The organism is Actinomycetospora sp. 2LY8.5 (assembly GCF_057180585.1).
Genome location: NZ_JBXUHE010000009.1, coordinates 18,089 through 41,550 on the forward strand (window position 1 = coordinate 18,089; position 23,462 = coordinate 41,550).

Annotated in this window: 22 protein-coding genes; 12 read left to right on the plus strand and 10 right to left on the minus strand. The window is 72.5% G+C overall.

Annotated features, from left to right (window positions below; translation table 11 throughout):
- Positions 1–427 precede the first annotated feature (427 nt).
- The gene (locus tag AC2A1K_RS13070; protein WP_483896736.1) at positions 428–1,126 is read right to left on the minus strand and encodes a lysophospholipid acyltransferase family protein; all 699 of its coding nucleotides are present in this window, start codon (positions 1,124–1,126) and stop codon (positions 428–430) included.
- A 317-nt stretch (positions 1,127–1,443) separates the two neighbouring features.
- Here AC2A1K_RS13070 and AC2A1K_RS13075 point away from each other — a divergent pair, with 317 nt between their 5' ends.
- Complete coding sequence (locus tag AC2A1K_RS13075) at positions 1,444–2,466, plus strand: adenosine deaminase (protein WP_483896737.1); 1,023 nt, start codon at positions 1,444–1,446, stop codon at positions 2,464–2,466.
- A gap of 97 nt (positions 2,467–2,563) precedes the next feature.
- Here the strand turns inward: AC2A1K_RS13075 and AC2A1K_RS13080 are convergent, their stop codons facing one another.
- The 5 genes from AC2A1K_RS13080 to AC2A1K_RS13100 all read right to left on the minus strand — a co-directional run bounded on the left by AC2A1K_RS13080 (position 2,564) and on the right by AC2A1K_RS13100 (position 7,769).
- Positions 2,564–2,716: a hypothetical protein gene (locus AC2A1K_RS13080; protein WP_483896738.1), complete on the minus strand. Its 153-nt coding sequence runs from the start codon at positions 2,714–2,716 to the stop codon at positions 2,564–2,566.
- Positions 2,717–2,981: 265 nt separating this feature from the next.
- Positions 2,982–3,515, minus strand: coding sequence for a hypothetical protein (locus tag AC2A1K_RS13085; protein WP_483896739.1), 534 nt, complete (start codon positions 3,513–3,515; stop codon positions 2,982–2,984).
- Positions 3,516–3,703: 188 nt separating this feature from the next.
- Positions 3,704–5,647, minus strand: a complete 1,944-nt coding sequence (locus tag AC2A1K_RS13090) for an acetoacetate--CoA ligase (RefSeq protein ID WP_483896740.1) — start codon at positions 5,645–5,647, stop codon at positions 3,704–3,706.
- Between the two features lie 406 nt (positions 5,648–6,053).
- Positions 6,054–7,274 (minus strand): NAD(P)/FAD-dependent oxidoreductase, encoded by a 1,221-nt coding sequence (locus AC2A1K_RS13095; RefSeq protein WP_483896741.1) that lies wholly within the window; start codon positions 7,272–7,274, stop codon positions 6,054–6,056.
- 225 nt (positions 7,275–7,499) lie between these two features.
- Positions 7,500–7,769, minus strand: coding sequence for a hypothetical protein (locus AC2A1K_RS13100; protein ID WP_483896742.1), 270 nt, complete (start codon positions 7,767–7,769; stop codon positions 7,500–7,502).
- Between the two features lie 419 nt (positions 7,770–8,188).
- Here AC2A1K_RS13100 and AC2A1K_RS13105 point away from each other — a divergent pair, with 419 nt between their 5' ends.
- The 5 genes from AC2A1K_RS13105 to AC2A1K_RS13125 are packed head-to-tail and all read left to right on the plus strand — an operon-like array spanning position 8,189 to position 13,035.
- Complete coding sequence (locus AC2A1K_RS13105) at positions 8,189–10,600, plus strand: heavy metal translocating P-type ATPase (RefSeq protein WP_483896743.1); 2,412 nt, start codon at positions 8,189–8,191, stop codon at positions 10,598–10,600.
- Between the two features lie 39 nt (positions 10,601–10,639).
- Positions 10,640–11,110: a CinA family protein gene (locus AC2A1K_RS13110; RefSeq protein WP_483896744.1), complete on the plus strand. Its 471-nt coding sequence runs from the start codon at positions 10,640–10,642 to the stop codon at positions 11,108–11,110.
- A gap of 6 nt (positions 11,111–11,116) precedes the next feature.
- Positions 11,117–11,797, plus strand: coding sequence for an HAD family hydrolase (locus tag AC2A1K_RS13115; protein WP_483896745.1), 681 nt, complete (start codon positions 11,117–11,119; stop codon positions 11,795–11,797).
- Positions 11,798–11,806: 9 nt separating this feature from the next.
- Positions 11,807–12,715: a diacylglycerol/lipid kinase family protein gene (locus AC2A1K_RS13120; RefSeq protein WP_483896746.1), complete on the plus strand. Its 909-nt coding sequence runs from the start codon at positions 11,807–11,809 to the stop codon at positions 12,713–12,715.
- Complete coding sequence (locus AC2A1K_RS13125) at positions 12,712–13,035, plus strand: TraR/DksA family transcriptional regulator (RefSeq protein ID WP_483896747.1); 324 nt, start codon at positions 12,712–12,714, stop codon at positions 13,033–13,035. Before AC2A1K_RS13120 ends, AC2A1K_RS13125 begins: the two co-directional genes overlap by 4 nt.
- Before the next feature lie 40 nt (positions 13,036–13,075).
- Here AC2A1K_RS13125 and AC2A1K_RS13130 read toward each other — a convergent pair whose 3' ends face one another.
- From AC2A1K_RS13130 to AC2A1K_RS13145, 4 genes are read right to left on the minus strand one after another with little or no spacing between them, the layout of a single operon-like run.
- Positions 13,076–13,609, minus strand: a complete 534-nt coding sequence (locus AC2A1K_RS13130) for a hypothetical protein (RefSeq protein ID WP_483896748.1) — start codon at positions 13,607–13,609, stop codon at positions 13,076–13,078.
- Positions 13,606–14,808, minus strand: a complete 1,203-nt coding sequence (locus AC2A1K_RS13135; protein ID WP_483896749.1) for an MFS transporter — start codon at positions 14,806–14,808, stop codon at positions 13,606–13,608. The genes AC2A1K_RS13130 and AC2A1K_RS13135 overlap by 4 nt, the downstream gene beginning before the upstream one ends.
- Positions 14,805–15,731, minus strand: coding sequence for a nuclease-related domain-containing protein (locus AC2A1K_RS13140; protein ID WP_483896750.1), 927 nt, complete (start codon positions 15,729–15,731; stop codon positions 14,805–14,807). Before AC2A1K_RS13140 ends, AC2A1K_RS13135 begins: the two co-directional genes overlap by 4 nt.
- The gene (locus tag AC2A1K_RS13145) at positions 15,731–16,273 is read right to left on the minus strand and encodes a DUF2505 domain-containing protein (RefSeq protein WP_483896751.1); all 543 of its coding nucleotides are present in this window, start codon (positions 16,271–16,273) and stop codon (positions 15,731–15,733) included. The genes AC2A1K_RS13140 and AC2A1K_RS13145 overlap by 1 nt, the downstream gene beginning before the upstream one ends.
- Positions 16,274–16,545: 272 nt before the next feature.
- Here AC2A1K_RS13145 and AC2A1K_RS13150 point away from each other — a divergent pair, with 272 nt between their 5' ends.
- The 6 genes from AC2A1K_RS13150 to groL all read left to right on the plus strand — a co-directional run bounded on the left by AC2A1K_RS13150 (position 16,546) and on the right by groL (position 23,458).
- Positions 16,546–17,076 carry a helix-turn-helix domain-containing protein gene (locus AC2A1K_RS13150; protein ID WP_483896752.1) on the plus strand — a complete coding sequence of 177 codons (531 nt, stop codon included), beginning with the start codon at positions 16,546–16,548 and terminating at the stop codon, positions 17,074–17,076.
- Between the two features lie 122 nt (positions 17,077–17,198).
- Complete coding sequence (locus tag AC2A1K_RS13155; RefSeq protein WP_483896753.1) at positions 17,199–18,851, plus strand: ferritin family protein; 1,653 nt, start codon at positions 17,199–17,201, stop codon at positions 18,849–18,851.
- A gap of 152 nt (positions 18,852–19,003) precedes the next feature.
- Positions 19,004–20,056, plus strand: coding sequence for an FAD-binding oxidoreductase (locus AC2A1K_RS13160; RefSeq protein WP_483896754.1), 1,053 nt, complete (start codon positions 19,004–19,006; stop codon positions 20,054–20,056).
- A gap of 3 nt (positions 20,057–20,059) precedes the next feature.
- The gene (locus AC2A1K_RS13165; protein WP_483896755.1) at positions 20,060–21,250 is read left to right on the plus strand and encodes a ferritin family protein; all 1,191 of its coding nucleotides are present in this window, start codon (positions 20,060–20,062) and stop codon (positions 21,248–21,250) included.
- Positions 21,247–21,630: a propane 2-monooxygenase effector subunit MimD gene (mimD, locus tag AC2A1K_RS13170; protein WP_483896756.1), complete on the plus strand. Its 384-nt coding sequence runs from the start codon at positions 21,247–21,249 to the stop codon at positions 21,628–21,630. The genes AC2A1K_RS13165 and mimD overlap by 4 nt, the downstream gene beginning before the upstream one ends.
- A 139-nt stretch (positions 21,631–21,769) precedes the next feature.
- Positions 21,770–23,458, plus strand: coding sequence for a chaperonin GroEL (gene groL / locus AC2A1K_RS13175; RefSeq protein ID WP_483896757.1), 1,689 nt, complete (start codon positions 21,770–21,772; stop codon positions 23,456–23,458).
- The last annotated feature ends 4 nt before the right edge of the window (positions 23,459–23,462 follow it).

Here is a 23,462-nt window from a genome sequence, read left to right on the forward strand (position 1 = left end):
TGGGGCCGACGCACACGCCCTCCGACATGTCACCGGCCACCTCGGCATCCTCTCGACGCTCCGGTGGTGACGTCGACCCGTGGACCCGGTAGGCGTCCGATCGACCCTCGGGCCGAAGATCACCGGCACCGCTTACTGCCTACCGGCGGCCGACGACCACGAGCGCCGCGATATGGCCAGAACCTCGCGAGAGCTTCGGCGCAGCTCAGCGCGGGGCTCACCATCGACCACCAACGACACCAAGCCGGGACTACGACCCCGATGATTGTGGGTTCGACTCCCACGGGGCCCACTCCTGAGGCCGACAACCGGGTTCACCGCCGGCTCTCGATGACGACGGGCGGCAACCGAGATCACCGACGCCCTGCCATTCGGCACGCACGCAGGCAGTAGGCACGTGATGACGGAACAGGAGCCGGCCCGACGTTCACTGCCTTCCCCTGGTGTCCGGTTCGTCGGCGCGCACCTCCTCGAGCAGGTCGCGCACCGCGGCCATGATCCGGTTTGTGGCCTCCCGCAGCACCACAGTGTTCCGTGACGAGGCGTCCGGAAACCGCTGCTGCAGGTCGTCGAGGTGGATCGGCGGCCCGGCGCGCACCACCACTGTGCGGAACGGGGACGGGCGGAAGCGGCGGCGATGGTGGTCGTAGATCGCTTGGGTGCCCCAGACCACCACCGGAATCACCGCGAGGTCGTTGCGCTCGAGGGCGAGATAGGCCGCGCCCGGGCGCCCCGGTGTCGGCCACCCGTCGGCCCGGCGGTTGACGGTGCCCTCTGGAAAGATCACCACGACGCCGCCGTCGTCGAACGCCCGCCGAGCCTCGGTGACACTCGTGCCGGTCTCGCCGCTCGCGTGCCGCACCGGGATCTGTCGAGTTCCGGCCATGATGCGCCCGATCAGCGGTGCCTCCCACAGGCTGGCCTTGGCCAGGAACCGCGGGAGGCGGCCGGCGCGGTGCACGAACACGCCGAGGTAGACCGGGTCGAGGTAGGACAGGTGGTTGGACACCAGCAGCGCCGGGCCCTCGGCAGGCACATGCTCCAGGCCCGACAGGCGGCGCCGCGCGACCAGCCGCGTCACCGAGTGGAACAGCACCGCGGTGGCCTCGATCCAGAAGCCGCCCATGTCTCGCCGGCCACCTTCCCTCGCTCGCACGGAGCAGGTGTATAGCGCACCGATGAGTCGAGGGTGTTGCTTCGACGTCGACGGAGGTCCTCGCGGAGCCCACGAGCGACGATCTCGGCCTCGTCGATCTCGCGGGCCGCCTGGGGTCGGCCCGGTCGTCCGGCCCGCCCACACCGTCGTCGGGTTAGCGGCGCTTGCAGGAGATCACCGTCGGCTTGGAGGCCGCGACCCGCGTGCGATCTCCATCGTGCCGACCCGTCGGCGGCCAGCAGCACGATCCGCGCACGCAGGACGTCGCCGGCCCTACGCTCGGGCCGGTGACCGCGGACGCGTACGGAACACCTCGGGGCGACACCCCTCCAGCCGTCGAACTGCACGTCCACGTCGAGGGAACCCTCGAGCCTGAAATGATCATGCACCTCGCCGGACGCAATCGGGTGGACCTGCCGTATCGCAGTCTCGACGAGCTGCGCGCCCGGTACGCCTTCGAGAGCCTGCCGGACTTCCTCGAGCTCTACTACGCGAACATGGCCGTGCTGCAGACCGCGGAGGACTTCGCGGCCATGACGCGGGCCTATCTGCAGCGGGCCGCGGCCGGCGGGGTCCGCCATGTCGAGCTGTTCGTCGATCCCCAAGCCCATCTGGCCCGGGGAGTCGCGCTGGGGGCCGTGGTGGACGGTGTTGCCGGGGCGCTGGCCGACACCGCGCCTGGGTTGGGTGTGAGCACCGGGCTCATCGCCTGCTTCCTGCGTGACCGTCCTGCCGACGAGGCCCTCGCGGTGCTGCGGTCGCTGCTTGCGCTGGAGGCACCGCTGCTCGGGGTCGGGCTCGACAGCGCCGAGGCCGGCCACCCTCCGGGCGCGTGCGCCGAGGTGTTCGAGCTGGCCGCCGACGCCGGGCTGCACCGTGTCGCGCACGCCGGGGAGGAGGGCCCAGCCGCCTATGTGCGAGAGGCGCTCGATGCGTTGGGAGCGGAGCGGATCGACCACGGCATCCGCAGCCTCGACGACCCGGCGCTCGTCGAGCGGCTCGTGGCCGAGGCGGTGCCGTTGACGGTGTGCCCGCTGTCCAACGTGCGGCTGCGGTGCGTCGACGATCTCCGGGCCCACCCGCTGGCCGAGATGCTCCGCCAGGGCCTGCGGGTGAGCGTCCATTCCGACGATCCCGCGTATTTCGGCGGGTACGTCGATGACAACTACCGGGCGGTCATCGATGCGTTGGGCCTGTCCCGCGATGAGGTGGCGCGGCTGGCCCACCACGGCGTCGACGCGGCGTTCGTCTCCACCGCGCGAGCCGCTGTGCTGCACGCCGAGGTCGACGCCTGGCACCAAGCGGGCTGACAGACCCGGTCAGCCCGACACGGGTCGCCGGTCGGAAGCCACCCCCACGTGCTCCTGGCCCGACCGCCATGTGCAAGACCGACAAGCCCCAGAACCGTCAGTCCCGCGGCCGGAACGACGTGCCGCTCCCCCGGGCGGTCCACTCGATGTCGGGCTGCATCGCCGCGAGGACGCCCGGGATGTCGCCACTGTTGAAGGCGCCGTAAGCACCCTGGACGGTGGCGACGTTCGTGCTCTGCGTGGTCGTCACGGCGGCCAGCGTCCACCGCGTTCGACGAGGCGAACCATGCGGCAACTACGTATTGTTCGGCTCCCAGGACGAGGGTGGCTCCCGCATCGAGCACGACACGACGAGTGACGTCCGGGGGTCTTCCGGCGCGGGCTGGAACGCTGCGGGAACAGGCATCGTCGAGATTCACTCGGGAGCCCAGTCAGCATCGGCGTGGAGCCGACCCCGAGCCTGTTGTCCCGGGTCGCGGGGCCGGGCGCGGGGGTCGTCGGAACGTTGATGCGCCTCAGGCGGTCGCCCACTCGGACACGACGGTGAGCGCCTCGCGGTCCGCTGGCCTGACGCCGGGCTCGGCGGCGGCCGGGTCCACGGCGGCCCGGCGCTGCGCGGGATCGGGCGACGTGAGCGCGTGGACGTGGTCGACGAGGGCCCAGAGATAGCCCTTGGGGTCGCGCCGGCCGCCGGGCGCCCGGTCGAGTGCGGCGCGCAGGGTCTTGACGGCGGCCTGCTCGCTGTCGGGGACCCACTGCGCGTCGACGCCCCGCAGGAGCCGGTCGAGGGCGGCCTCGGGCAGGCGCCCGTCCTCGGCGAGCGCCGCGAGGGAGCCGAGGACCTGGGCGCGGATGCCGCCGGCGTCGTCGTCGACCATCGCGCACCAGGTCACGACGGTGCCCAGCGTGGTTGCGGTCTCCGGGTCCAGGGTGCCCTCGCGCCACCAGTCGCCCAGCGTGTCGGCCCAGGGGCGGCGCTCGTCGCGATCCTCCGACGACAGCGCGTGGAGAAGCGGGCGGAGGCGCTCGAGATCGGGTGTCGATGGCATCGGTGGTGATCCTGACAGCGGAGCCCCGGCACTGGAACCCTCGTGCGCGGCGTGCCCTGTGCCGCATCGGAGCAGGACGGCCGCGGCCACTGCTCCGTGGCCGGAGCCGCGAAGAACGAGCGACCCCCGCCGCGCGCGACCTCGCCGGAGCCGGCCGCGTGAGCTCGCCGCTCGGCGCCGGATCCCCTCTACCGCTTCGCGCCGTAGGCGTCGACGAAGGCCGGGACGGCGGCCGCGCCCCGCACGGCGTCGGCGCTGATCACCTCCTCGACCGCCCGGCCGCGCAGCACCTGCTTCACCGGGCGCTCGAGCTTCTTGCCGGTCAGCGTGCGCGGCACCGCGGGGACCGCTGCGACGAGGTCGGGCACGTGCCGCGGGGACAGGTTGCGCCGCAGCCCCGTGGCGATCCGCTGGCGCAGGTCCTCGTCCAGCTCGGCGCCGGGCACGAGCTCGACGAACAGCAGCAGCTCGCCCGATCCGCCCTCGTCGTCCTCGAGGTGCACCACCAGCGAGTCGGCCACCTCGGGCATGTCCTCCACGACGTCGTAGAACTCGGCGGTGCCCAGCCGCACGCCGCCCCGGTTCAGGGTCGCGTCCGAGCGCCCGGTGATCACGCAGCTGCCGCGGTCGGTGAACCGCACCCAGTCGCCGTGGCGCCACACGCCCGGCATGGCGTCGAAGTAGGCCTCGCGGTAGCGCTCGCCGTCCGGGTCGTTCCAGAACCCGACGGGCATCGACGGCATCGGCGCCCGGACGACCAGTTCCCCGAGCTGCTCGACCACGGAGCGGCCGTCCTCGTCGAAGGCGGCGACGTCGTGGCCCAGCCCGGGCCCGGACATCTCGCCGCGGTACACCGGTAGCCAGGGACCGCCGCCGACGAAGCCGCTGCACACGTCCGTGCCGCCGCTGAAAGGGTTGAGGATGACGTCCGGCCCGAGGTGCTCGTAGACGTAGTCGAAGGCCTCCGGCGGCAGCGGTGCCCCGGTGGTCCCGAGCTGCTTCAGCTCCGGCCACCGCGGCGGGACGATGCCCTCCTTGCGGCAGGCGGTCAGGTATCCGGGGCTGGCGCCCAGCAGCGCGACCCCGGTCTCGGCCGCGAGCTGCCACTGCGCCTCCAGATCCGGCCACAGCGGGTTGCCGTCGAGCAGCACGAGTGCGCCGCGATGCAGCAGCACCGAGATCGTGATGTTCCACATCGCCCAGCCGGTGGTGGTGAACCACAGCGTCCGGTCGCCCGGGTGGATGTCGAAGTGCAGGCCGAACAGCCGCAGGTGCTCGAGCAGGATCCCGCCGTGGCCGTGGACGATCGCCTTCGGCAGCCCCGTGGTGCCCGACGAGAACAGCACGTAGAGCGGGTGGTCGAACGGGACGTCGGCGAACTCCAGCGGCCCCGGCGAGGCGAGCAGCTCGTCCCACGTCATCGCGTCCGGCACGGGGTGCGGCCCGTAGTCCAGGCCGACGACGTGGCGCACGGTCGGCAGCCCTGCGCGGATGCGCGCGAGCTCCTCGCGTTGGTCGATCTCCTTGTCCCCGTAGCGGTACGACGCGACGGCCAGCAGCACCGTCGGCTGGAGCTGGCCGAGCCGGTCGACGACGCTGCGGGCGCCGAACTCCGGCGCGCACGACGCCCAGATCGCCCCGAGGCTCGCCGCCGCCAGGAACACGACGATCGTCTCCGGGACGTGCGGCAGGTACCCGACGACCCGGTCGCCCTCCGTGACGCCGAGGCGCTGCAGCCCGGCGCGGGTCCGTCCCACCTGGTCGCGCAGCTCGCCGAACGTGAGCTCCTGCGGCGCGCGCGTCTGGGAGCGGGCGATGATCGCCGTACGGTCGGTGTCCTCGTCGGTGCCGAGCATGTGCGCGGCGTAGTTCACCCGCGCGCCAGGAAACCACCGCGCCCCGGGCATCGCCGACGACCCGAGCACCCGCTCGTAGGTCCCCGGCACCCCGTAGTGGTCCCAGATCGAGGCCCAGAACGCCTCCGGCTCGTCGACCGACCAGTGCCACAGGCCCCAGTAGTCGTCGAAGTCCAGCCCGCGGGTCGACGAGAGGTACCGGAGGTAGGCGCCGAGCCCGGTGCCGTCCAACGAGCCGGGGGAACGGAGCAACGCCGGTCCGTCGGGAGCGCCCATGCCCGGGAATGGTGCCGCGTCGTGCCCCGCCGGCCTACCCGTCGGCCGGACGGCGTCTCCCGTGCGTGGTCCCGGTGAGGCCGGCGGGGTGTGATCCCGGCCACCACGCCCGTCTCGTACAGGTGCCCGCTTGTCGTACGCGTTCGGACCATTGGTTGCGTTCGTATAGACAGCAAGCGCATGGTCTGTCCAGCCTCGGCGGCCCTTGCTCGGCCTCCTGGGTGAGGTCCTGCTGGTTGACCGGACAGCGGCAGGGCCGCGCGCGCCGTCATCGACGCCTTTCGCCGCATTCGGCTGCGGGCCGCTGCCCCCCGGTGGCCCGACCTCGCCGAGATGTCGCACACCGACGCCGCCTGCAGGGGAGCGTGGCTCGGTGCGGCGTCGATGACGGTGTGCTCGATGACGGTCAGGCGAGCGGCACCGCCGGATCGGCGTGGCGGGCGTGGTCGAAGGACTCCTCGAGGCGGACGAGCCGGGCGATCGGGTCGGTGACGTCCCAGATGTTGACGTTCATGCCCGCCAGCACCCGACCGCCGGCCAGCCAGAACGCCACGAACTCGCGCGACCCGAGCTCGCCGCGGACCACGACCTCGTCGTACTCGCCGGGCGCGACGTAGCCGGTGTACTCCATGCCGAGGTCGTACTGGTCGGTGAAGAAGTACGGCAGGTGGTCGTACTCCGTGTCGTCGCCGAGCATGGCGCGGGCGGCGGCGGGCCCGCCGCTGAGCGCGTTGTCCCAGTGCTCGACGCGCAGGTGCCGCTCGAACGCCGGGTACCAGAGGTTCGCGACGTCGCCGGCCGCGTGGACGTCCGCGTCCGAGGTGCGGTGGCGCGCGTCGACGACGACGCCGTCGGCGACCTCGAGCCCGGCCGCCTCCGCCAGGTCGGTGTTCGGGGTGATCCCGACGCCGACCACCACCGCGTCGGCGTCGATCTCGGTGCCGTCGGCCAGTCGGACACCGGTGACCCGCCCGCCGTCGCCACGGATCTCCGCGACGTCGGTGTCGACGCGCAGATCGACGCCGTGCTCGCGGTGCAGCGTCGCGAAGACCTCGGCGATCTCGGGCCCGAGCACGCGCAGCAGCGGCAGCGGTGCGGACTCGACGACGGTGACCGCGACGTCGGCGATCCGCGCCGCGGCGGTGACCTCGAGGCCGATCCACCCGCCCCCGATCACGACGATCCGCGACGAGGACCGGATCGCGGCGGCGACGGCGTCGCTGTCCCCGAGGGTGCGCAGGTAGTGGACGCCGTCGAGGTCGGCGCCGGCGACCGGGAGACGCCGCGGGGACGACCCGGTGGCCAGGAGCAGCTTGCGGTAGCCGACCCGGTCGCCGTCGGCGAGGACGACCTCGTGCGCGTCGCGATCGATCGCCGTCGCGCGCGTCCCGGTCCGCAGCTGCACGCCCTGTTCGGCGTACCAGTCGGCCGCGTGCAGGTAGACGCTGTCGCGGTCGGCGTTGCCCTGCAGATATTCCTTGGACAGCGGCGGGCGGTCGTAGGGCGGCTCCTGCTCGTCGCCGACCAGCACGACCCGGCCCGTGAAGCCGTCCTCCCGCAGGGTCTCCGCGGCCTTCGCCCCCGCCAGACCCGCGCCCACGATCACGTGGGTTCCGTCGTCCACCATGGCCACGATGGTCGACCTCCCGCGCGGCCACGACAATCCTGTGAGTGGGGCGGTCCCGCCGGCTCACGTGGTCGAACCGGCGAGACCTGAGCCGACGATCGCCCACGGCCGTTCTTCCTGCGCGCCTCGTCGACGAGCCAGGTGGCGGCCTCGACGAGCTTGATGGTCGTCTTCTCGGACGAGGCGACGAGCATCGAGAACGCGAGTGTGCACGCCGAGTGCGCATCAGACGCCGCGCAGCTGCCAGTCGGCGCGGTCGGAGACGTCCGAGACGTCCTCGGACAGCCAGGCGATGTCCAGTCCGGCGAGTCCCTGGGTCGCCACGACCGCGCGGAAGTCGGCGTAGCTCCGGCGCCCGGAGGAATCGGTGTCCTCGGACGCGTCGACGACCCGCACGAGCAGCCAGAGTGCGACGAAGCGCAGCTCCCACGCCGCGGCGAGTCCCGCGACCACCGCACCCAGAACGACGAGCACCACCATCGCTGCCCCCTCCACGACCTTGTGATGCACGCTGCATCGCCGGCGTGGTGGAGATCGTTACCGCCGGGTCACCAGACGAGATGGGGAACCGGTTACTGGTGCTTCCTCTGGTCGGCTTCCTTCTTGTCCGCCGCCTTGTCCGCCTTCTTGTCCGCCTCGGCCCGGGGGCCTTCTGCGCCTCCGCCTCCTTCTGGCGGGCGGTGTCGGCGGCGCGCGTACCCGATGATCGCGCCGACGCACACGCGCTCGCCTGAGACCGGCGTTGCTCCATCCGGAGGAGGCGGGCCACCCGTCCGGGGACACCGGCCGACCGCTCGTCCGGCCCGAACCGGACAGTCGTCGGACGAGGGGCCGGGGGTTCTCAGCTCCGGGGGTGCGCGCGAGGGCGCCCCCTAGCGTCGCGCCGTCGATCGACAACGAGCGGAGGTGCCGGAGTGGCGACCGACGTCGCGCAGAGTGCCGGACCGGCGGGAACGACAGCGGACGACACCCGGGTCACCACCGAGCTGGCCGTCACCGGGATGACGTGCGGGACGTGCGCGGCACGCATCCAGCGCAAGCTGGGACGCCTGCCCGGGGTCGAGGCGAGCGTGAACTACGCCAGCGGCCGCGCCCGGGTCACCCACCCGGCGGACCAGGACCCCGCGGACCTCGTCTCGGCCGTCACCGGGCTCGGGTTCGGCGCCGAGCCCGTCGCGCCGCGCATCCCCGTGCCCTCTCCGCGGTCCGCCCCGGAGCAGGCGCAGCACGGCGCCGCGGTCCCGGCCGCCTCCGCGGAGGACGCACCCGATCCCGAGCTCGCCGAGCTGCGCCACCGCGCGCTGGTGTGCCTCGCGCTGACCGTGCCGGTGATCGCGGTCGCGATGAACCCGGACTGGCAGTTCCGGTACTGGCAGTGGTTCTCGCTGGTGCTCACCGCCCCCGTCGTGATCTGGGGCGGGTACCGGTTCCACCGGGCGGCCGTGCGGCACCTGCGGCACTTCTCGGCGACGATGGACACGCTGGTCTCGGTCGGCACGCTCGCCGCGTTCGGCTGGTCGGTCTGGGCGCTGTTCCAGGGCGGCGCCGGACTGGGCGGCATGCGTCACGCGCTGTACCTCCTGCCGCGCCCCGATCAGTTCGACGGTTCCCGCACGATCTACCTCGAGGCCGCGGCCGCGATCACCACGGCAGCCCTGCTCGGCCGCTGGATCGAGCGGCGCGGACGGCGCCGCGCGCTCGGCGTCTCGGCGGCCCTCATGGCGCCCCCGGCCGCGGAGGCCCGGGTCGTCGTCGGGGACCGCGAGCTGCCGGTGCCGGTCGGGGGCGTGCAGCCCGGCGACCGCGTCGCCGTCGCCGCCGGCGAGCCGTTCCCGCTCGACGGCCGGATCGTCGAGGGACGCTCCACGGTCGACGCCGGGGCGATGACCGGCGAGTCGACGCCGGTCGACGTCGAGCCCGGCGCCGAGGTGCTGGCCGGGACGCGCAACGAGTCGGCGCGCGTGGTCGTCGAGACCACCCGGGCGGCCGGGGACACGCAGTGGGCCCGCATGGCACGCCGCGTGCAGGAGGCGCAGGCCGGCAAGACCGCGATCCAGCGCCTCGCCGACCGCATCTCCGCGTGGTTCGTCCCGGTCGTGATCCTCGTGGCGGTCAACACCCTGCTGTTCTGGGGCGTCTCGGGCGCCGGCTGGGGCTTCGCGATCGCGGCGGGCATGGCCGTGCTCGTCGTCGCCTGCCCGTGCGCGTTGGGGCTCGCGACGCCCACGGCGCTCGCGGTCGCGACGGGCCGCGGCGCGCAGCTGGGCATCCTGCTGCGCGGGCCCGAGGTGCTCGAGTCGAGCCGTCGGGTCGACACGATCGTCCTCGACAAGACCGGCACCGTGACCACCGGCCGTATGACGCTGCGCGCGGTGCACACGGCGCCCGGTACGGGGCGCGACGAGGTGCTCGCCCGGGTCGGTGCCCTCGAGGCGAAGCTCGAGCACCCGGTCGCGCGGGCGATCGCCGCGGCGGCCCGCGAGGAGCTGCCGGTCCGAGGGTCGAGCTCCCCTGCCGGCGTGCTCCCCTCATCGCTTCGTCTCCCGTCCGGGATCGGCGAGGGCGTCGACGTGCGCCCGCTCGACGGCCTCGGGGTCGAGGGCACCGTCGACGGTGTCCGCGTGCTCGCCGGCCGGCGGCGTCTGTTCGACGACCGGGGCGTGACCGTGCCCGCCGAGCTGGCCCACGCCCTCGAGCAGGCGGCCGCGCACGGCGCCACGACCGTGCTCGCGGCCTGGGACGACGGCAGCGGCGCGCTCACCGCCCGGGCGGTGCTCGAGGTGGCCGACGGGGTCCGCGAGGGCTCCGCCGAGGCGGTGGCGGAGATGACGGCGCGCGGGTTGCGCCCGGTGCTGCTGACCGGCGACAACCCCGCCGCCGCGCGGGCCGTCGCCGCCGAGGTCGGCATCGCCGCCGAGGACGTCGTCGCCGAGGTGCTGCCGACCGAGAAGGCCGACGAGGTCCGCCGGTTGCAGGAGCAGGGCAAGGTCGTCGCCATGGTCGGTGACGGCGTCAACGACGCCGCCGCGCTCGCCCAGGCCGACCTCGGCGTCGCGATGGGCACCGGCACCGCGATGGCCATCGAGGCCGGCGACGTCACGCTCGTCCGCGACGACCTGCGCGCGGTGCCCGACGCCCTGCGCCTGGCCCGCCGCACGCTGGGCACGATCCGCGGGAACCTGTTCTGGGCGTTCGCCTACAACGTCGCCGCGCTCCCGCTCGCCGTCGCCGGGCTGCTCAACCCGATGATCGCGGGTGTGACCATGGCGCTGTCGAGCGTCTTCGTCGTCGGCAACAGCCTGCGCCTGCGTCGCTTCAAGCCCTGAGCGGGTTTCCGGGCGTCCGCGACCGGCAAGGCCGCAGGCGTGTCGGAGGAACCGGAGGACCTGGCCCGGTCGGTGTCGGACGTGGCGTCGCGCGACGGGCGCCGGCTGGCGATCGTCGAGTCGCTGACCGGCGGGCTCGTCTGCAGCGACCTGGCGGCGTCCCCGGGCTCGAGCGCGTGGTTCCGGGGTGGTGTCATCGCCTACGACCGCACGACCAAGCACGGCGCCCTCGGTGTGCCCGACGGGCCGGTCGTGTCGGAGCCCGCGGTCCGGACGATGGCCGAGAAGGCCGCCGAGCTGCTCGGGGCGGACCTGACGCTCGCGGTGAGCGGCGCCGGTGGCCCGGAGCCCCAGGACGGCCAGCCACCGGGCACGGTGTGGTTCGCGATCTCCGACCGCGGCGAGACCGATGCGTGGAGGGAGAAGACCGACTCCGACGAGCCGCAGGACATCCTGCGCCACACCCGCGTCCGGTCGCTGCAGGCCCTGCTGGACCACCTGGGGCAGTAGCGGACCATGGACGGCGTGGTGGACCACGTCGTCTGGGACTGGAACGGCACGTTGCTCGCCGACGTGCACGCCGTCGTCGACGCCTCCGCGGCCGGGCTGGCGGCGGCCGGCGTGAGCGGGGGCCTCGACCTGTCGCGCTACCGCTCGATCTTCCGGCGCCCGCTGCGCGACTTCTACGCCGCGCTGGTCGGGCGGGAGGTCGACGACGAGGAGTGGGCGCGCATGAACGCGGTGTTCGGCGAGCACTACCGCAGCCTCGAACCCGGGCTCCCGCTGGCCGACGGGGCGCTCGAGGCCCTGGCGCGCTTCGCGGGCGCCGGGCTCGGCCAGTCGGTGGTGAGCATGCTCGGCCACGACGAGCTCCACGCGACGCTGGGCCGGCGCGGGCTCCACGACTGGTTCGTGCGGGTCGACGGCGACCACCACCACGACGGCCGTGGCAAGGAGGCCGCGCTCGCGGCGCACCTCGACGTGCTGGGGCTCGACCCCGCCCGGGTGGTGCTGGTGGGCGACACCCTCGACGACGCCGCCGCCACCGCCGCGGTGGGCAGCGCCTGCATCCTGGTGGCGGAGCACTCCACCCACCACGCGGAGGATCTGCGGACCGCCGCACCGGCGGTGCCGACGCTGCCCGAGGCGGTGGAGCACGTGCTCGCGTTGCGCCGCTCGGCGGCGTCCTCGTCGTAGTCTGCTGTCGTGGCGCTGCCGTCCGAACCGTCCCCGATGCCCGCGTACGACCGGGTCGTGCTCGTCTACAACCCCGAGAGCAGCGGTGACGGCGAGCAGCGCGCCGACCAGGCGCGGGCGACGCTGGCCGCCCAGGCCCCGCAGCTCGGGGTGGCGCTGCGGGCGACGGAGTACGCCGGGCACGCCCGCGTCATCGCCGAGGAGGAGGCGCGCGCCGGGCGGGTGCTCGTCGTGTCGGTCAGCGGCGACGGCGGCTACAACGAGGTCGTGCAGGGTGTCATGGCCGCGGGCGACGGCACGCGGTCCGGGGCCGTCGCCGCCGTGCTGCCCGCCGGCAACGCCAACGACCACCGGCGCGCCACCCGCGTGCGCCCGCTGGTCGATGCCGTCGCCGCGGCGCGGGTCAGCCGCATCGACCTGCTGCGCGTGGAGATCGCCGGCGAGGGTGGACCGCGCTGGGCGCACTCCTACCTGGGGCTGGGCATCACGCCCACCGTGGCGCTCGAGCTGGAGCGCGGCGGCAAGGGCTCCGTGCGCGAGATCGTCACCACCGTGCGCGCGTTCTCGGCGTTCCACCCCTTCGAGGTCGACGTCGACGGCGAGGGCGTGCGGCGCTTCGACAGCCTCGTGCTGGCCAACACCACCGAGATGGCGAAGTACGTGACGCTGTCCGACGGCGACCCCGCCGACGGGCTGTTCGAGGTCGTCACGTTGCCGCACCGCTCCAAGCTGCGGCTCCTGGCCTACGCCGTGCGCGCCGCCCTGCGGGGCCTCGGGCCGCAGCCGCGCACGTCGCGGTTCTCGTTCACGACGCTCTCGCCGATCCCGGTGCAGCTCGACGGCGAGGTGTTCGAGCTGCCCGCGCACCGCTCGGTCATCGTCCGGATCGCCCCGCAGGCGCTGGCGACGGTCGTGTGAGCGGGCCGCTGGAGGACGCCCGCGGCGACGCCGTGGCCCGCGTCGCGTCCCTCGAGGCCCAGCTCGCGGGCATCGTCGAGACGGCGTCGGCGAGCTCCGGCGACGACGAGCACGACCCCGAGGGCCAGACGATCGCCTACGACCGCGCCCAGGTCGCCGCGCTGCTCGCCGCGGCCCGCCACGACCTCACCGAGATCGACGCCGCCCGGGCGCGGGTGGACGCGGGGACCTACGGGGTGTGCGAGCGCTGCGGTCGCCCCATCGCCCCGGAACGCCTCGAGGCCCGCCCGGCCGTCCGCACCTGCCTCACCTGTACGTGAGCACTTTCCGGGCCCATGGGCCCGGAAAGTGCTCACATGGTCAGGGGCGGCGGAAGGGAACGGAGGGGTCGCGGACGGGCTTGGGTCCGGCGGCTGCGGCGAAGCGCTCCCGGGCCGCGCGGGCGCGCTCGCCGTCTTCGCGCAGCCCCGGCCCCATCGCGTCGCGCACCGGCCCGAGGAGCAGCTTGCGGTCCGGATCCACGACGGCCGTCAGGCGCAGGTGCGCGCGCATCCACGTGCCGAGGGTGTCCTCGTCGGCGCGTGTGAGCACGACGTCGGCGGCCCAGGTCGGGGCGAGCGCGAGCTCGGAGAGCAGCAGCCCCGCGAGCGCGCGGCGCAGCGGCGAGACGCCGGTGCGGTAGAGGTCCTGGCGGGTCACGCGGTTGCGCAGCATCGTCGCGTCGCCGACGTCGAGCAGGACGTACTCGCGGTCCACGGGATGGGCGGGACCGTCGACCGGCAGCCCCGATCCCCACCACGCCACGAGGCCCGCGTCGCGCCCGAGCGCCACCACGGCCTCGTCGAGCGGGCGGAGCGGCTCCGAGAGCGCGGCGACCGCGGAGGAGACGTTCACCCCCGCAGTGTCCGCGCCGAGCCCGGCGGGCGCAGCGACCCCGCCAGCAGGATCGCTGCGATCCCGGCGAGCGGGACGAGCGCGAGCCCGACGCCCACCGACACGCCGTCGGCGACCGCCCCGATGATCGGCGGGAACGTGAGGAACCCGAGCCGCGCGAGCCACCCGACGACCGCGATCCCGTCGCCGGGCCGCACACCCCGCACCCGGCCGGCGGCGGCGAACCCGAGCGGGAACAGCGTCGAGACCCCGAAGCCGGTCAGCGCGTAGCCGACGACCGCCGCGACCGGGTGGGCGACCAGCAGGGCGCCGGCCATCGACACCGTCGCCAGCCCCGCGCCCGCGCGGGCCACCACGACCGCACCGAACCGGTCGACCGCGCGGTCGCCGGCGAGGCGCCCGAGCGTCATCGCCGCCTGGAACGCCACGAACGGCAGGCCGGCGACGAACGCGCCGCCGCCGAGGTCGTCGCGCACGTAGATCGCGCCCCAGGACGCCGCCGAGTCCTCGATCCCGCCCGAGGACACGAGCAGCGCCGACAGCGCCAGCAGCGGCCCGGCGGCGACGAGGACGGCGCGCCACGGGGCGTGACGCGGACCGTCGGCGTCCTCCCCGTGCTCCGCCTCCGGTTCCGGCCCCGGCAGACACCAGCGCCACGCGAGCCCCGAGACCACGACGAGGACGACCGCGACGATCCCGAGGTGGGCGAGCAGCGGGACCCCGAATCCGGCGGCCGCGGCGCCGAGCAGCCCGGCGCCGACCGCGGCCAAGCTCCACACCGCGTGCAGGCCGTTGACGATCGAGCGCCCGTACCCGGTCTGGACCCGCAGGCCGTGGGCGTTCATGGCCGCGTCGGCCCAGGCGTCGGTGAGCCCCAGGACGAACAGGGCGGCGGCCAGGGCCCACCACCCCGGGGCGAGGGCCACGGCCGGCAGCAGGACCGCTCCGACCAGTCCCACGCCGGCCCCGGCGCGGCCGCTGCCGACCCGCGCGATCAGGGGGCCTGCGAGCACACCGAAGATCAGCGCCGCCGCGGGGAACGCCGCGATGGCCGTCCCGAGCGCGGCGTTCGACAGCCCCAGCTCGTCGCGCAGGGTGGGGAACCGCGGGACGATGCTGTTGTAGGTCGCCCCGTTGACGACGAACATCCCGATCACCGCGACCCGGGCACGCCGCAAGGCGGGTCCGGGTGCGGTCACGGGCGCCACGTCGTCGATCGGCGCGCGACCTCGAACGTCTGGTCCACGCCCTGGTCGGACAGCGGCGTGCCGAACGCGGTCAGCAGGCGCGGCAGCTGGCCGAGCCGGGTGACCGCGACGCCGCGGGGGCGCCCCGTGCCCGAGAGGATCGCGCCCACCACGGCGACGACGGGGTGCACCGCGGGCGGGTCCAGGGTCTCCGTGGCCCCGGCCGCGTGCGCCAGCGCGATCGACACCCGGTCGCCGACCTCGAGCCCGATCCGCCGCAGCCGGTCGAGGTCGAGGGGCGATCCGCCGACGTCGAGGGTGTGGTCCTCGATCGTGACCCGGCCGCCGGGGACGTTGACGACCTCGATGACGAACAGGCCGGGCGGGCCGACGACGAGGTGGTCGATCGTGACCAGCCCCGGGGTCGAGCTCCGCGGCGCCGCATCTTCCTCGACGAAGGCCATCGGGATGCTGTGCAGGATGCGCCAGCGCGCCCCGCGCCCGCGCAGCAGCGTCGGCGGGCGGGTGAGCTTGGCGACCGTCTCGGCGACCGCGTGCTGCCCGTCGGCGCGCAGGCGCAGGGGCCGGTCGGCACCGGGGCCCTGCTCGGCCCGGGCGGTCGCGGCCTCCTCGAGCAGCCCGTGGCCGGGCCGGCGCAGGGCGAGGTCCTCCCAGCCGGGGACCCACCCGCCGTCCGGGGGCTCGGCGCCCGCGCCGAGCGCGGCCGGCTCGGCGGCCTCGGCCGGGCTCGCCATCGGCGGCAGGTGATTGCCCCACAGCCAGGTGTTGGCCTCTTGGGTGAAGAGCTCCCGGTAGCCCGCCGGGACGTCGTGGGCGACGCGGGTGACGAGGTCGAGGTGCCCGAGCGGCAGCCCGTCGGACGAGGACACGTAGAGCCGGTCGGACCCGGGGCGGCGCTTGCGTCGGGCCGGCATCAGCGCGCCCGCTCCTCGTCCGCGAGCCAGCGCGAGATCCGGTCGTGCTCGCGGCCGGTCAGCCCGCGGATGCCGGTGACGACCGCGCGCTCGATCCCGCCGCCCAGTAGCGGGACCGAGGCGGTGATGTCGAGGTCCACCGAGAGCCGGCTGCCCGCGTTCTCGCCGACGACCGACATCGTGCCGTCGGCGCTGATCGGCGTGCCGGGGACGGCGACCCCCGTGCGCCCGGAGCAGCGGTCCGGCGCCAGCGCCCACTCCTCGGTGCGCTCGATGACGAGCACGCCCGACAGGAGCCGTTCGACCACGGGCGGGACCTGGCCGGGCGGGACCGGCTGGCGCAGCACGACACGGACGCGCTCCGGGCCCCCCGGGCGCCCCGTGCCGGCGGCCGGCCCGGTCCGCTCGAACGCGGTGACCTCGATGCGACCGGAGCCGTCGACGTCGAGCTTCACGCGGTGGAACTCGGGATCGGCGAGCGCAGCGGCGAAGGCGGACACGCCGTAGGGGTAGGCGCGGCTCAACGCCAGCCGGGTGCTCACGCGGACCGAGCGTAATCGTGACGACGACCCCGCTCCGGGCCACGCGCCGGATGGCGCCCCGACCGCTCGCCCGCCGCTCGTCGGCGGGCCCCCGATGATCGTCCGCGAGCGGCGGTCGACCTGCCGCGGCCAGCGGCTGGTGCAGCATCTGCACACGGAAACAGTGATGTTGACCACAGGGGCCGCGGACGCGTTCAGTGACCTTCGCATGACGGCGCGCGAGGGCCGATCGGAGCAGGGCGAACATCCGACAGCGGGGAGGAGGAGCACCCATGACGGAATCGCGCCACGGCCGCGGCGTCAGCGGGGGTCGCTCCCTCAAGACCGCTGCCGAGGCGCTCACGGCGCTGCGCTTCCTCGGGGCCGCCGAGGAGGGCGCCACCGCGGAGGCGCTGGCCGCCGAGCTCGGCAAGAGCACGGCCACCGCCCGCTACCTGCTCAACACCCTGTGCCAGGAGGGCTTCGCGGTCCGCGACGGCCGGACCGGCACGTTCCGGCTCACCGAGACCCCGCCCTGGGGCGACGCCTGGGGTGATGGCGGTGATGCCACAGCCCCCCACGACCTGACGTTCCACCCGTCCTTCCGCCGCCTCGGCGCGCCGATCCACGCCCCCGCCGGGCGGGCCGCCGCCGGGGCCTCGATCTCCACGCCTGTGTGGCGCTTCGCCACGCACGCGGAGGAGTCCACGGGCGGCGTCCGCGACGTCGCCCGCACCACCACGCGCGGATGGCGTGAGCCCGACGCCGACGGTGCCGATCTCCCGCCACCGCTGCCGGCCGACCCCGTACCCCCCGGGTACTGACGCGGGCCGACACCGGCCGTGCCGCACAGCGCCAACCAGCCCCACCGGCGCCGGCGGCCACCACCACGGACCACGGCTGCGGAACCCCGTACGCCGAGCTGGAACTCCACAAGGAGAAGAAGATGAGCCGACAGAGTTTGGCGAAGGCTCACCAGAAGATCCAGGAACTTTCCTGGGAGCCGGTGTATCACGAGCCGTACATGAAGTACGGGACGGACTACACCTTCCGTAAGGCGGCCAAGAAGGACCCGCTCAAGCAGGTCCTCCGGTCCTACTTCCCCATGCAGGAGGAGAAGGACAACCGCGTCTACGGTGCATCCGACGGTGCGATCCGCGGGAACATGTTCCGCCAGGTCCAGGAGCGCTGGCTGGAGTGGCAGAAGCTCTTCCTGTCGATCATCCCACTGCCGGAGATCTCGGCCGCCCGGTCGATGCCGATGCTGTTCCAGGCCGTTCCCAACCCGGAGCTGCACAACGGCCAGGCGATCCAGATGATCGACGAGGTTCGGCACAGCACGATCCAGCAGAACCTCAAGCGGCTGTACATGAACAACTACATCGACCCGGCGGGCTTCAACAACACCCTCCGGAACTTCCACTCGGACTACTGCGGCACCATCGGCCGTCAGTTCGCCGAGGGATTCATCACCGGTGACGCGATCACCGCGGCCAGCATCTACCTGACGATCGTCGCCGAGACGGCGTTCACGAACACCCTGTTCGTGGCCATGCCGGCCGAGGCCGCGGCCAACGGTGACTACCTGCTGCCCACGGTGTTCCACTCGGTCCAGTCGGACGAGTCGCGCCACATCTCGAACGGCTACGCCACGCTGCTGATGGCGCTGTCGGACGAGGACAACCGTCAGCTGCTCGAGCGCGACCTGCGCTACGCGTGGTGGAACAACCACCGCGTGGTGGACGCCGCGATCGGCACGTTCATCGAGTACGGCACCAAGGACCGGCGCAAGGACCGCGAGTCCTACGCCGAGATGTGGCGCCGCTGGATCTACGACGACTACTACCGGGCGTACCTGCTGCCGCTCGAGAAGTACGGCCTCGTGATCCCGCACGACCTGGTCGAGGAGTCCTGGAACCAGATCTGGAACAAGGGCTACGTCCACGAGGTCGCGCAGTTCTTCGCCACCGGGTGGCTCGCGAACTACTGGCGCATCGACGGCATGACCGACGACGACTTCGAGTGGTTCGAGTACAAGTACCCGGGCTGGTACGACAAGTACGGCAAGTGGTGGGAGAACTACAACCGCCTGGCGAAGCCGAACGGGCACCACCCGATCGTCGCCGAGGACGTCGACTACGTGTACCCGCACCGTTGCTGGACGTGCATGGTCCCGTGTCTGGTGCGCGAGGACATGGTCGTCGACAAGGTGGACGGCCAGTGGCGGACGTACTGCCACGAGGCCTGCCGCTGGACCGACGCCGAGGCCTTCCGGCCCACGTACCAGGGTCGCGAGACCCCGAACATGGGCAAGCTCGTGGGTCACCGCGAGTGGGAGACGCTGTACCACGGATGGAACTGGGCCGACGTGGTGTCCGACATGGGCTTCGTCCGCGACGACGGCAAGACCATGACGGCCCAGCCGCACCTCGATCTCGACCCGAAGAAGATGTGGACGCTCGACCACCTTCGGCGCATGCCGCACGTGGCCAGCCCCAACGTCATCCTCAACGAGATGAGCGACGCCGAGCGCGAGGCGTTCGTGGCCGACTACAACCAGCAGGGCCCCGCCGGCCGTCCGGCCGACGCGACCAGCTAGCCACCGCGAGCTGGTCGAGGCCAGCACGGTGAGGTGAGAGGGAGGGCCGGGGTCACCCGGCCCTCCCTCGATCCCTCACGCCCTCGTCCGGCCGAATCTGAGGAGATTCGTCCGGATTTCGGCACCTTTCCTCCCGAACGGAGAAGCCATCGATGGGTGAGAAGCACCGCGTTCGATTCGAACCGGTGGGCATCGAGATCGAGGTCGACGAGGACCAGACGATCCTGCGGGCCGCATCGGAACAGGGCGTCCAGCTGATGCACGGCTGCAAGGAAGGCCAGTGCGCCGCCTGCAAATCGTTCGTCCTCGAGGGCGACATGGACGAGATCGAGCTGGACCGGTACTCGACCTTCGCCCTTCCCGACATGGAGCGCGAGGAGGGACAGACGCTCCTCTGCCGCGCCCACGCCTACGACGACCTGGTCATCGAGCTCCTCAACTACGACGAGGAGATCATCCGGAGCGGTCTCCCGCTGCGGAAGGGCACCGTGGAGGTGCTCGCCAACGACGCCGTGACCCACGACATGCGCCACCTCGTGGTCAAGCAGGTCGCCGGCGAGGACATCAAGTTCTTCCCGGGCCAGTACATGGACCTGACGGTGCCCGAGACGGGCGAGGTCCGGTCGTTCTCGATGGCGAACCTCCCGAACCGCGAAGGTGTGTTCGAGTTCGTCATCAAGATCTACCCGGACGGCGCCTTCTCGCAGTTCCTGGAGAAGAAGGTGTCGATCGGCGACCGCATCGAGGTGGAGGCGCCGTTCGGTACCTGCACCCTGCGGGAGAACCGGACCTCGGACATCGTGTTCATCGGCGGCGGCGCGGGCATGGCCCCGCTGCTCGGTCTCCTGCGGGCGCTCGCGGAGAAGGACGGGGAGCGCCAGGCGCGCCTCTACTACGGCGCCCGCACGAAGGCCGATCTGTGCTTCGAGGACGAGCTCCACGCCCTCGAGGAGAAGATCCCCGGATTCCGCTACATCCCCGCTCTCTCCGAGCACGACGGCGACGACTGGGACGGCGCGACGGGCCTCATCACCGAGGTCGTCCGGGAGAACGAGCCGGCGCTGGAAGGGATGGATGCGTATGTGTGCGGGCCGCCGCCGATGGTGGATGCGGCAATCGCCCTGCTGACCCAGCGCGGAATGGACGAGCAGCACATCTACTACGACAAGTTCACCACCACTGGAGAGCCGGAGGACGAGGGCTAACCCATGACAAGCACCGAAGAACGTCCAGAGCGGAGCGTTCCGAAGCCCGTCTTCACCGACGCGGAGGCGGGCGCCAAGGAGTTCCCCGACTCCGGGCCCGGCGCCCGGCGCTACAACTACTTCAAGCCGGCGAAGCGCAAGCAGACCCACTACGAGGACGTGACGGTCGAGGTCCAGCCGGACCCGCGCCACTACCTCGCCCAGGGGTGGATCTACGGCTTCGCCGACGGCTCCCGCGGCTACCCGCTGACCTGGACGAAGCTCAAGGCGTGGGGCGTCGACAACCCCGAGCCCGAGCGTGGCCCCGGCTCCGGCGGCAAGCACGTCGAGGACTGGCCCGCCCACGGCTGGCACGAGTTCCGTGATCCCAACGAAGAGTGGGAACTCACGATGTACCGGTACAACGCCAACGTTGTCCGGCAGATCAACCAGAACGTCGAGAACGCCCGCAACGCGAAGGCGTTCGACCAGTGGACCCCGAACTGGGTGCGCTTCGTCGAGCGCAACGTCGGCGCCTGGATGCACATCGAGCACATCCTCGGGCTGTACGTCTTCGCCGGCTGCAACCGGTCCGGCCCGACGAACATGCACAACACCGCGATGGCGGTGAACAGCGAGCACAAGATCCGATTCGCGCAGGACCTCGCGCTCTACAACCTCACCCTCACCGAGGAGATCGAGGGCTTCGACGGCACCGCGCACCTCGACGCGTGGAACAACGACCCCGAGTGGCAGGGCGTCCGCAAGGTCACCGAGGCGATCACGGCGATCGAGGACGACTGGGGCGAGATGATCTTCGCTACCAACATCGTCTTCGAGCCTCTGCTCGGCGAGCTGTTCCGGTCCGGCCTGGTCATGCAGTCGGCGGCCGGCAACGGCGACTACGTGACGCCGACCGTCGTGGGTGCCGGTGAGTACGACTACGCCCAGCGCGACCTGCGCTGGACCGTGGCCGCCTTCGCCCCGCTGACCCAGGACCGTGAGTTCGCGCAGCACAACAAGGACCTGTTCAACGGCTGGCTGGCCACATGGGTGCCCCAGTGCCTCGAGGCGGCCCGCGCGATGCAGCCGCTGTGGTCGCAGCCCGACGCCAAGCCCCCGCGCTTCGAGGACAGCCTCGACCGCGCCAAGAGCCGTTTCTCCGGGATCCTCACCGATCTCGGGCTCGAGACTCCGAAGGAGCTGAACCAGTGACGACGAAGTCCTTCAAGACGGCCGAGAGCCCGTTCAAGCAGGACAACACCGAGTCCGGCATGGCCGGTGTGACGCTAATGAACAACCAGGTCGGCGTCGTGGTGGCCGAGGTGATGAACCGCCAGCCGAACGTCACCGTCCAGCACCTGCCCTCGATGATCCGCGTGGACTGTCAGGGACGCATGGACTTCGTGTACTCGGAGATCTCCGAGGCGCTCGGCGAGGAGCCCGACTTCTACAACGCCGCCGAGTTCGAGGAGAACATGTCGACCCACTACGGGAAGATGATCCACATGGATGACCGGACGATCATGTTCGGCAATCTCGAGGAGGCCGCCGAGTTCATCGGCGACATGCTGCCTCCGGTGGTGAACAAGTAGGACACCGGTCCTCGGGTCGTCGCACTCCCGCGCGCGGGGTGGGTTGTGCGGCGACCCGAGGCCGTTGCACGACCACCGAAGAACACCGAAGAACCGTTGACTCCCCGTTCGCGCCCCAGAGCACCGGAGAAGTGAGGACATGGCCAAGGAACTGCGATTCGGCGCCGACGCGCGCAGGGCTCTCCAGGCTGGAGTCGACCAGCTCGCCGAAGCGGTGAAATCGACTCTCGGGCCCAAGGGACGCAACGTCATCCTCGAGAAGATCACCGGCACGCCGGAGGTCACGAACGACGGCGTCACGATCGCGCGGGAGATCTACCTGCGCGACCAGTTCGAGAACATGGGCGCGCAGGTCCTCAAGGAGGCGGCCGTCAAGACCAACGACGTGGTCGGTGACGGCACCACCACGTCGACCGTGCTCGCCCAGGCGATCGTCCGCGAGGGCCTCAAGGCCATCGGTCAGGGCGGCAACCCGGTGCTCGTCAAGCGCGGGATCGACGCCGCCGTGGCGCGCATCGTCAACCACCTCGCGTCGGTGGCGCACCCGGTGGACGACGTCGAGGCGCTCGCCCGCGTCGCCGCGATCTCCGCCAACGACGACGACGCCATCGGCCGCGTCGTCGCGGAGACCCTGCACACCGTCGGCGACGACGGCGTCATCACCGTCGACGACGGCCCGATGCTGGGCCTGCACGTGAACTTCGTCGAGGACTTCGAGTTCGACAACGGCTACGTCTCGCCGTACCTGGTGACCGACCCTGGCTCGATGCTGGCCGTCCTCGACGACCCGTACATCCTCTTCTCGGCCGAGAAGATCACCGATGTGCGCTCCCTCATGCCGGTGCTCGAGCGGATCATGCGCGACCCCCGGCCGCTCGTGATCGTCGCGGAGAAGGTCGAGGGCTCCGCGCTGCAGATGCTCGTGCACAACCACGTGAACGGGCACCTCAAGGTCACCGCGATCCAGGCTCCGGGCTTCGGCGAGAAGCGCGTCCACCTCCTCGAGGACATGGCCGCGCTCTGCGGCGGCAAGGTGTACTCCAAGGCGTCGGCGTTCGGGCTCGAGCAGATGGGCGCCGAGCACCTCGGCCGCGCGACGCAGGTCCGCGCCACCAGCGACCAGACCGCGATCATCGGCGGTCTCGGCGACCCGACGGCGCGCGAGACCCGCGTCCAGCAGCTGCGCGCCGAGATGGACCGCGCGACGATCGGCACCGACGAGGACTGGTTCTCCGAGCGCATCGCGCGGCTGTCGGGCAAGGCCGCGATCCTCCAGGTCGGCGCGCCCACCAACGCGGAGCTCAAGGAGGTCCGCCACCGCGTCGACGACTCGCTGCAGGCGACCCGTGCGGCCATGGCCGAGGGCATCGTGGCCGGCGGCGGTGCGGCGCTGCTGCACGCCGAGGCCGCGCTCGCCGACCTCGACGGCCTGACCGGCGACGGGCGCATCGGCGCCGAGATCGTGCGGGCCGCGCTCGCGGAGCCGGCGAACCTCATCGCGACCAACGCGGGGTACGAGGGCGGCGACGTCGTCAAGCAGACCCGCGACCTCGGCGTCGACGAGGGCTTCGACGCCCTCGAGGGGCGCTTCGGCAACATGGTCGAGCTCGGCATCATCGACCCGCTGCGGGTCGTGCGTTCCGCGCTCCAGAACGGCGCCTCGGTCGCCGGCCTGATCCTCACGACGAACTCGCTGGTCGCCGAGGAACAGACCCCGTGGAACAAGTCCCTCATGACAGAGTTCGGCCAGCTCGACGAGGGGCTGCCGCAGCCGGCGCCCGACTCGAGCACGCCCCAGTCGATGGGCCTCGGCCCGTCGATGGGGTGACCGC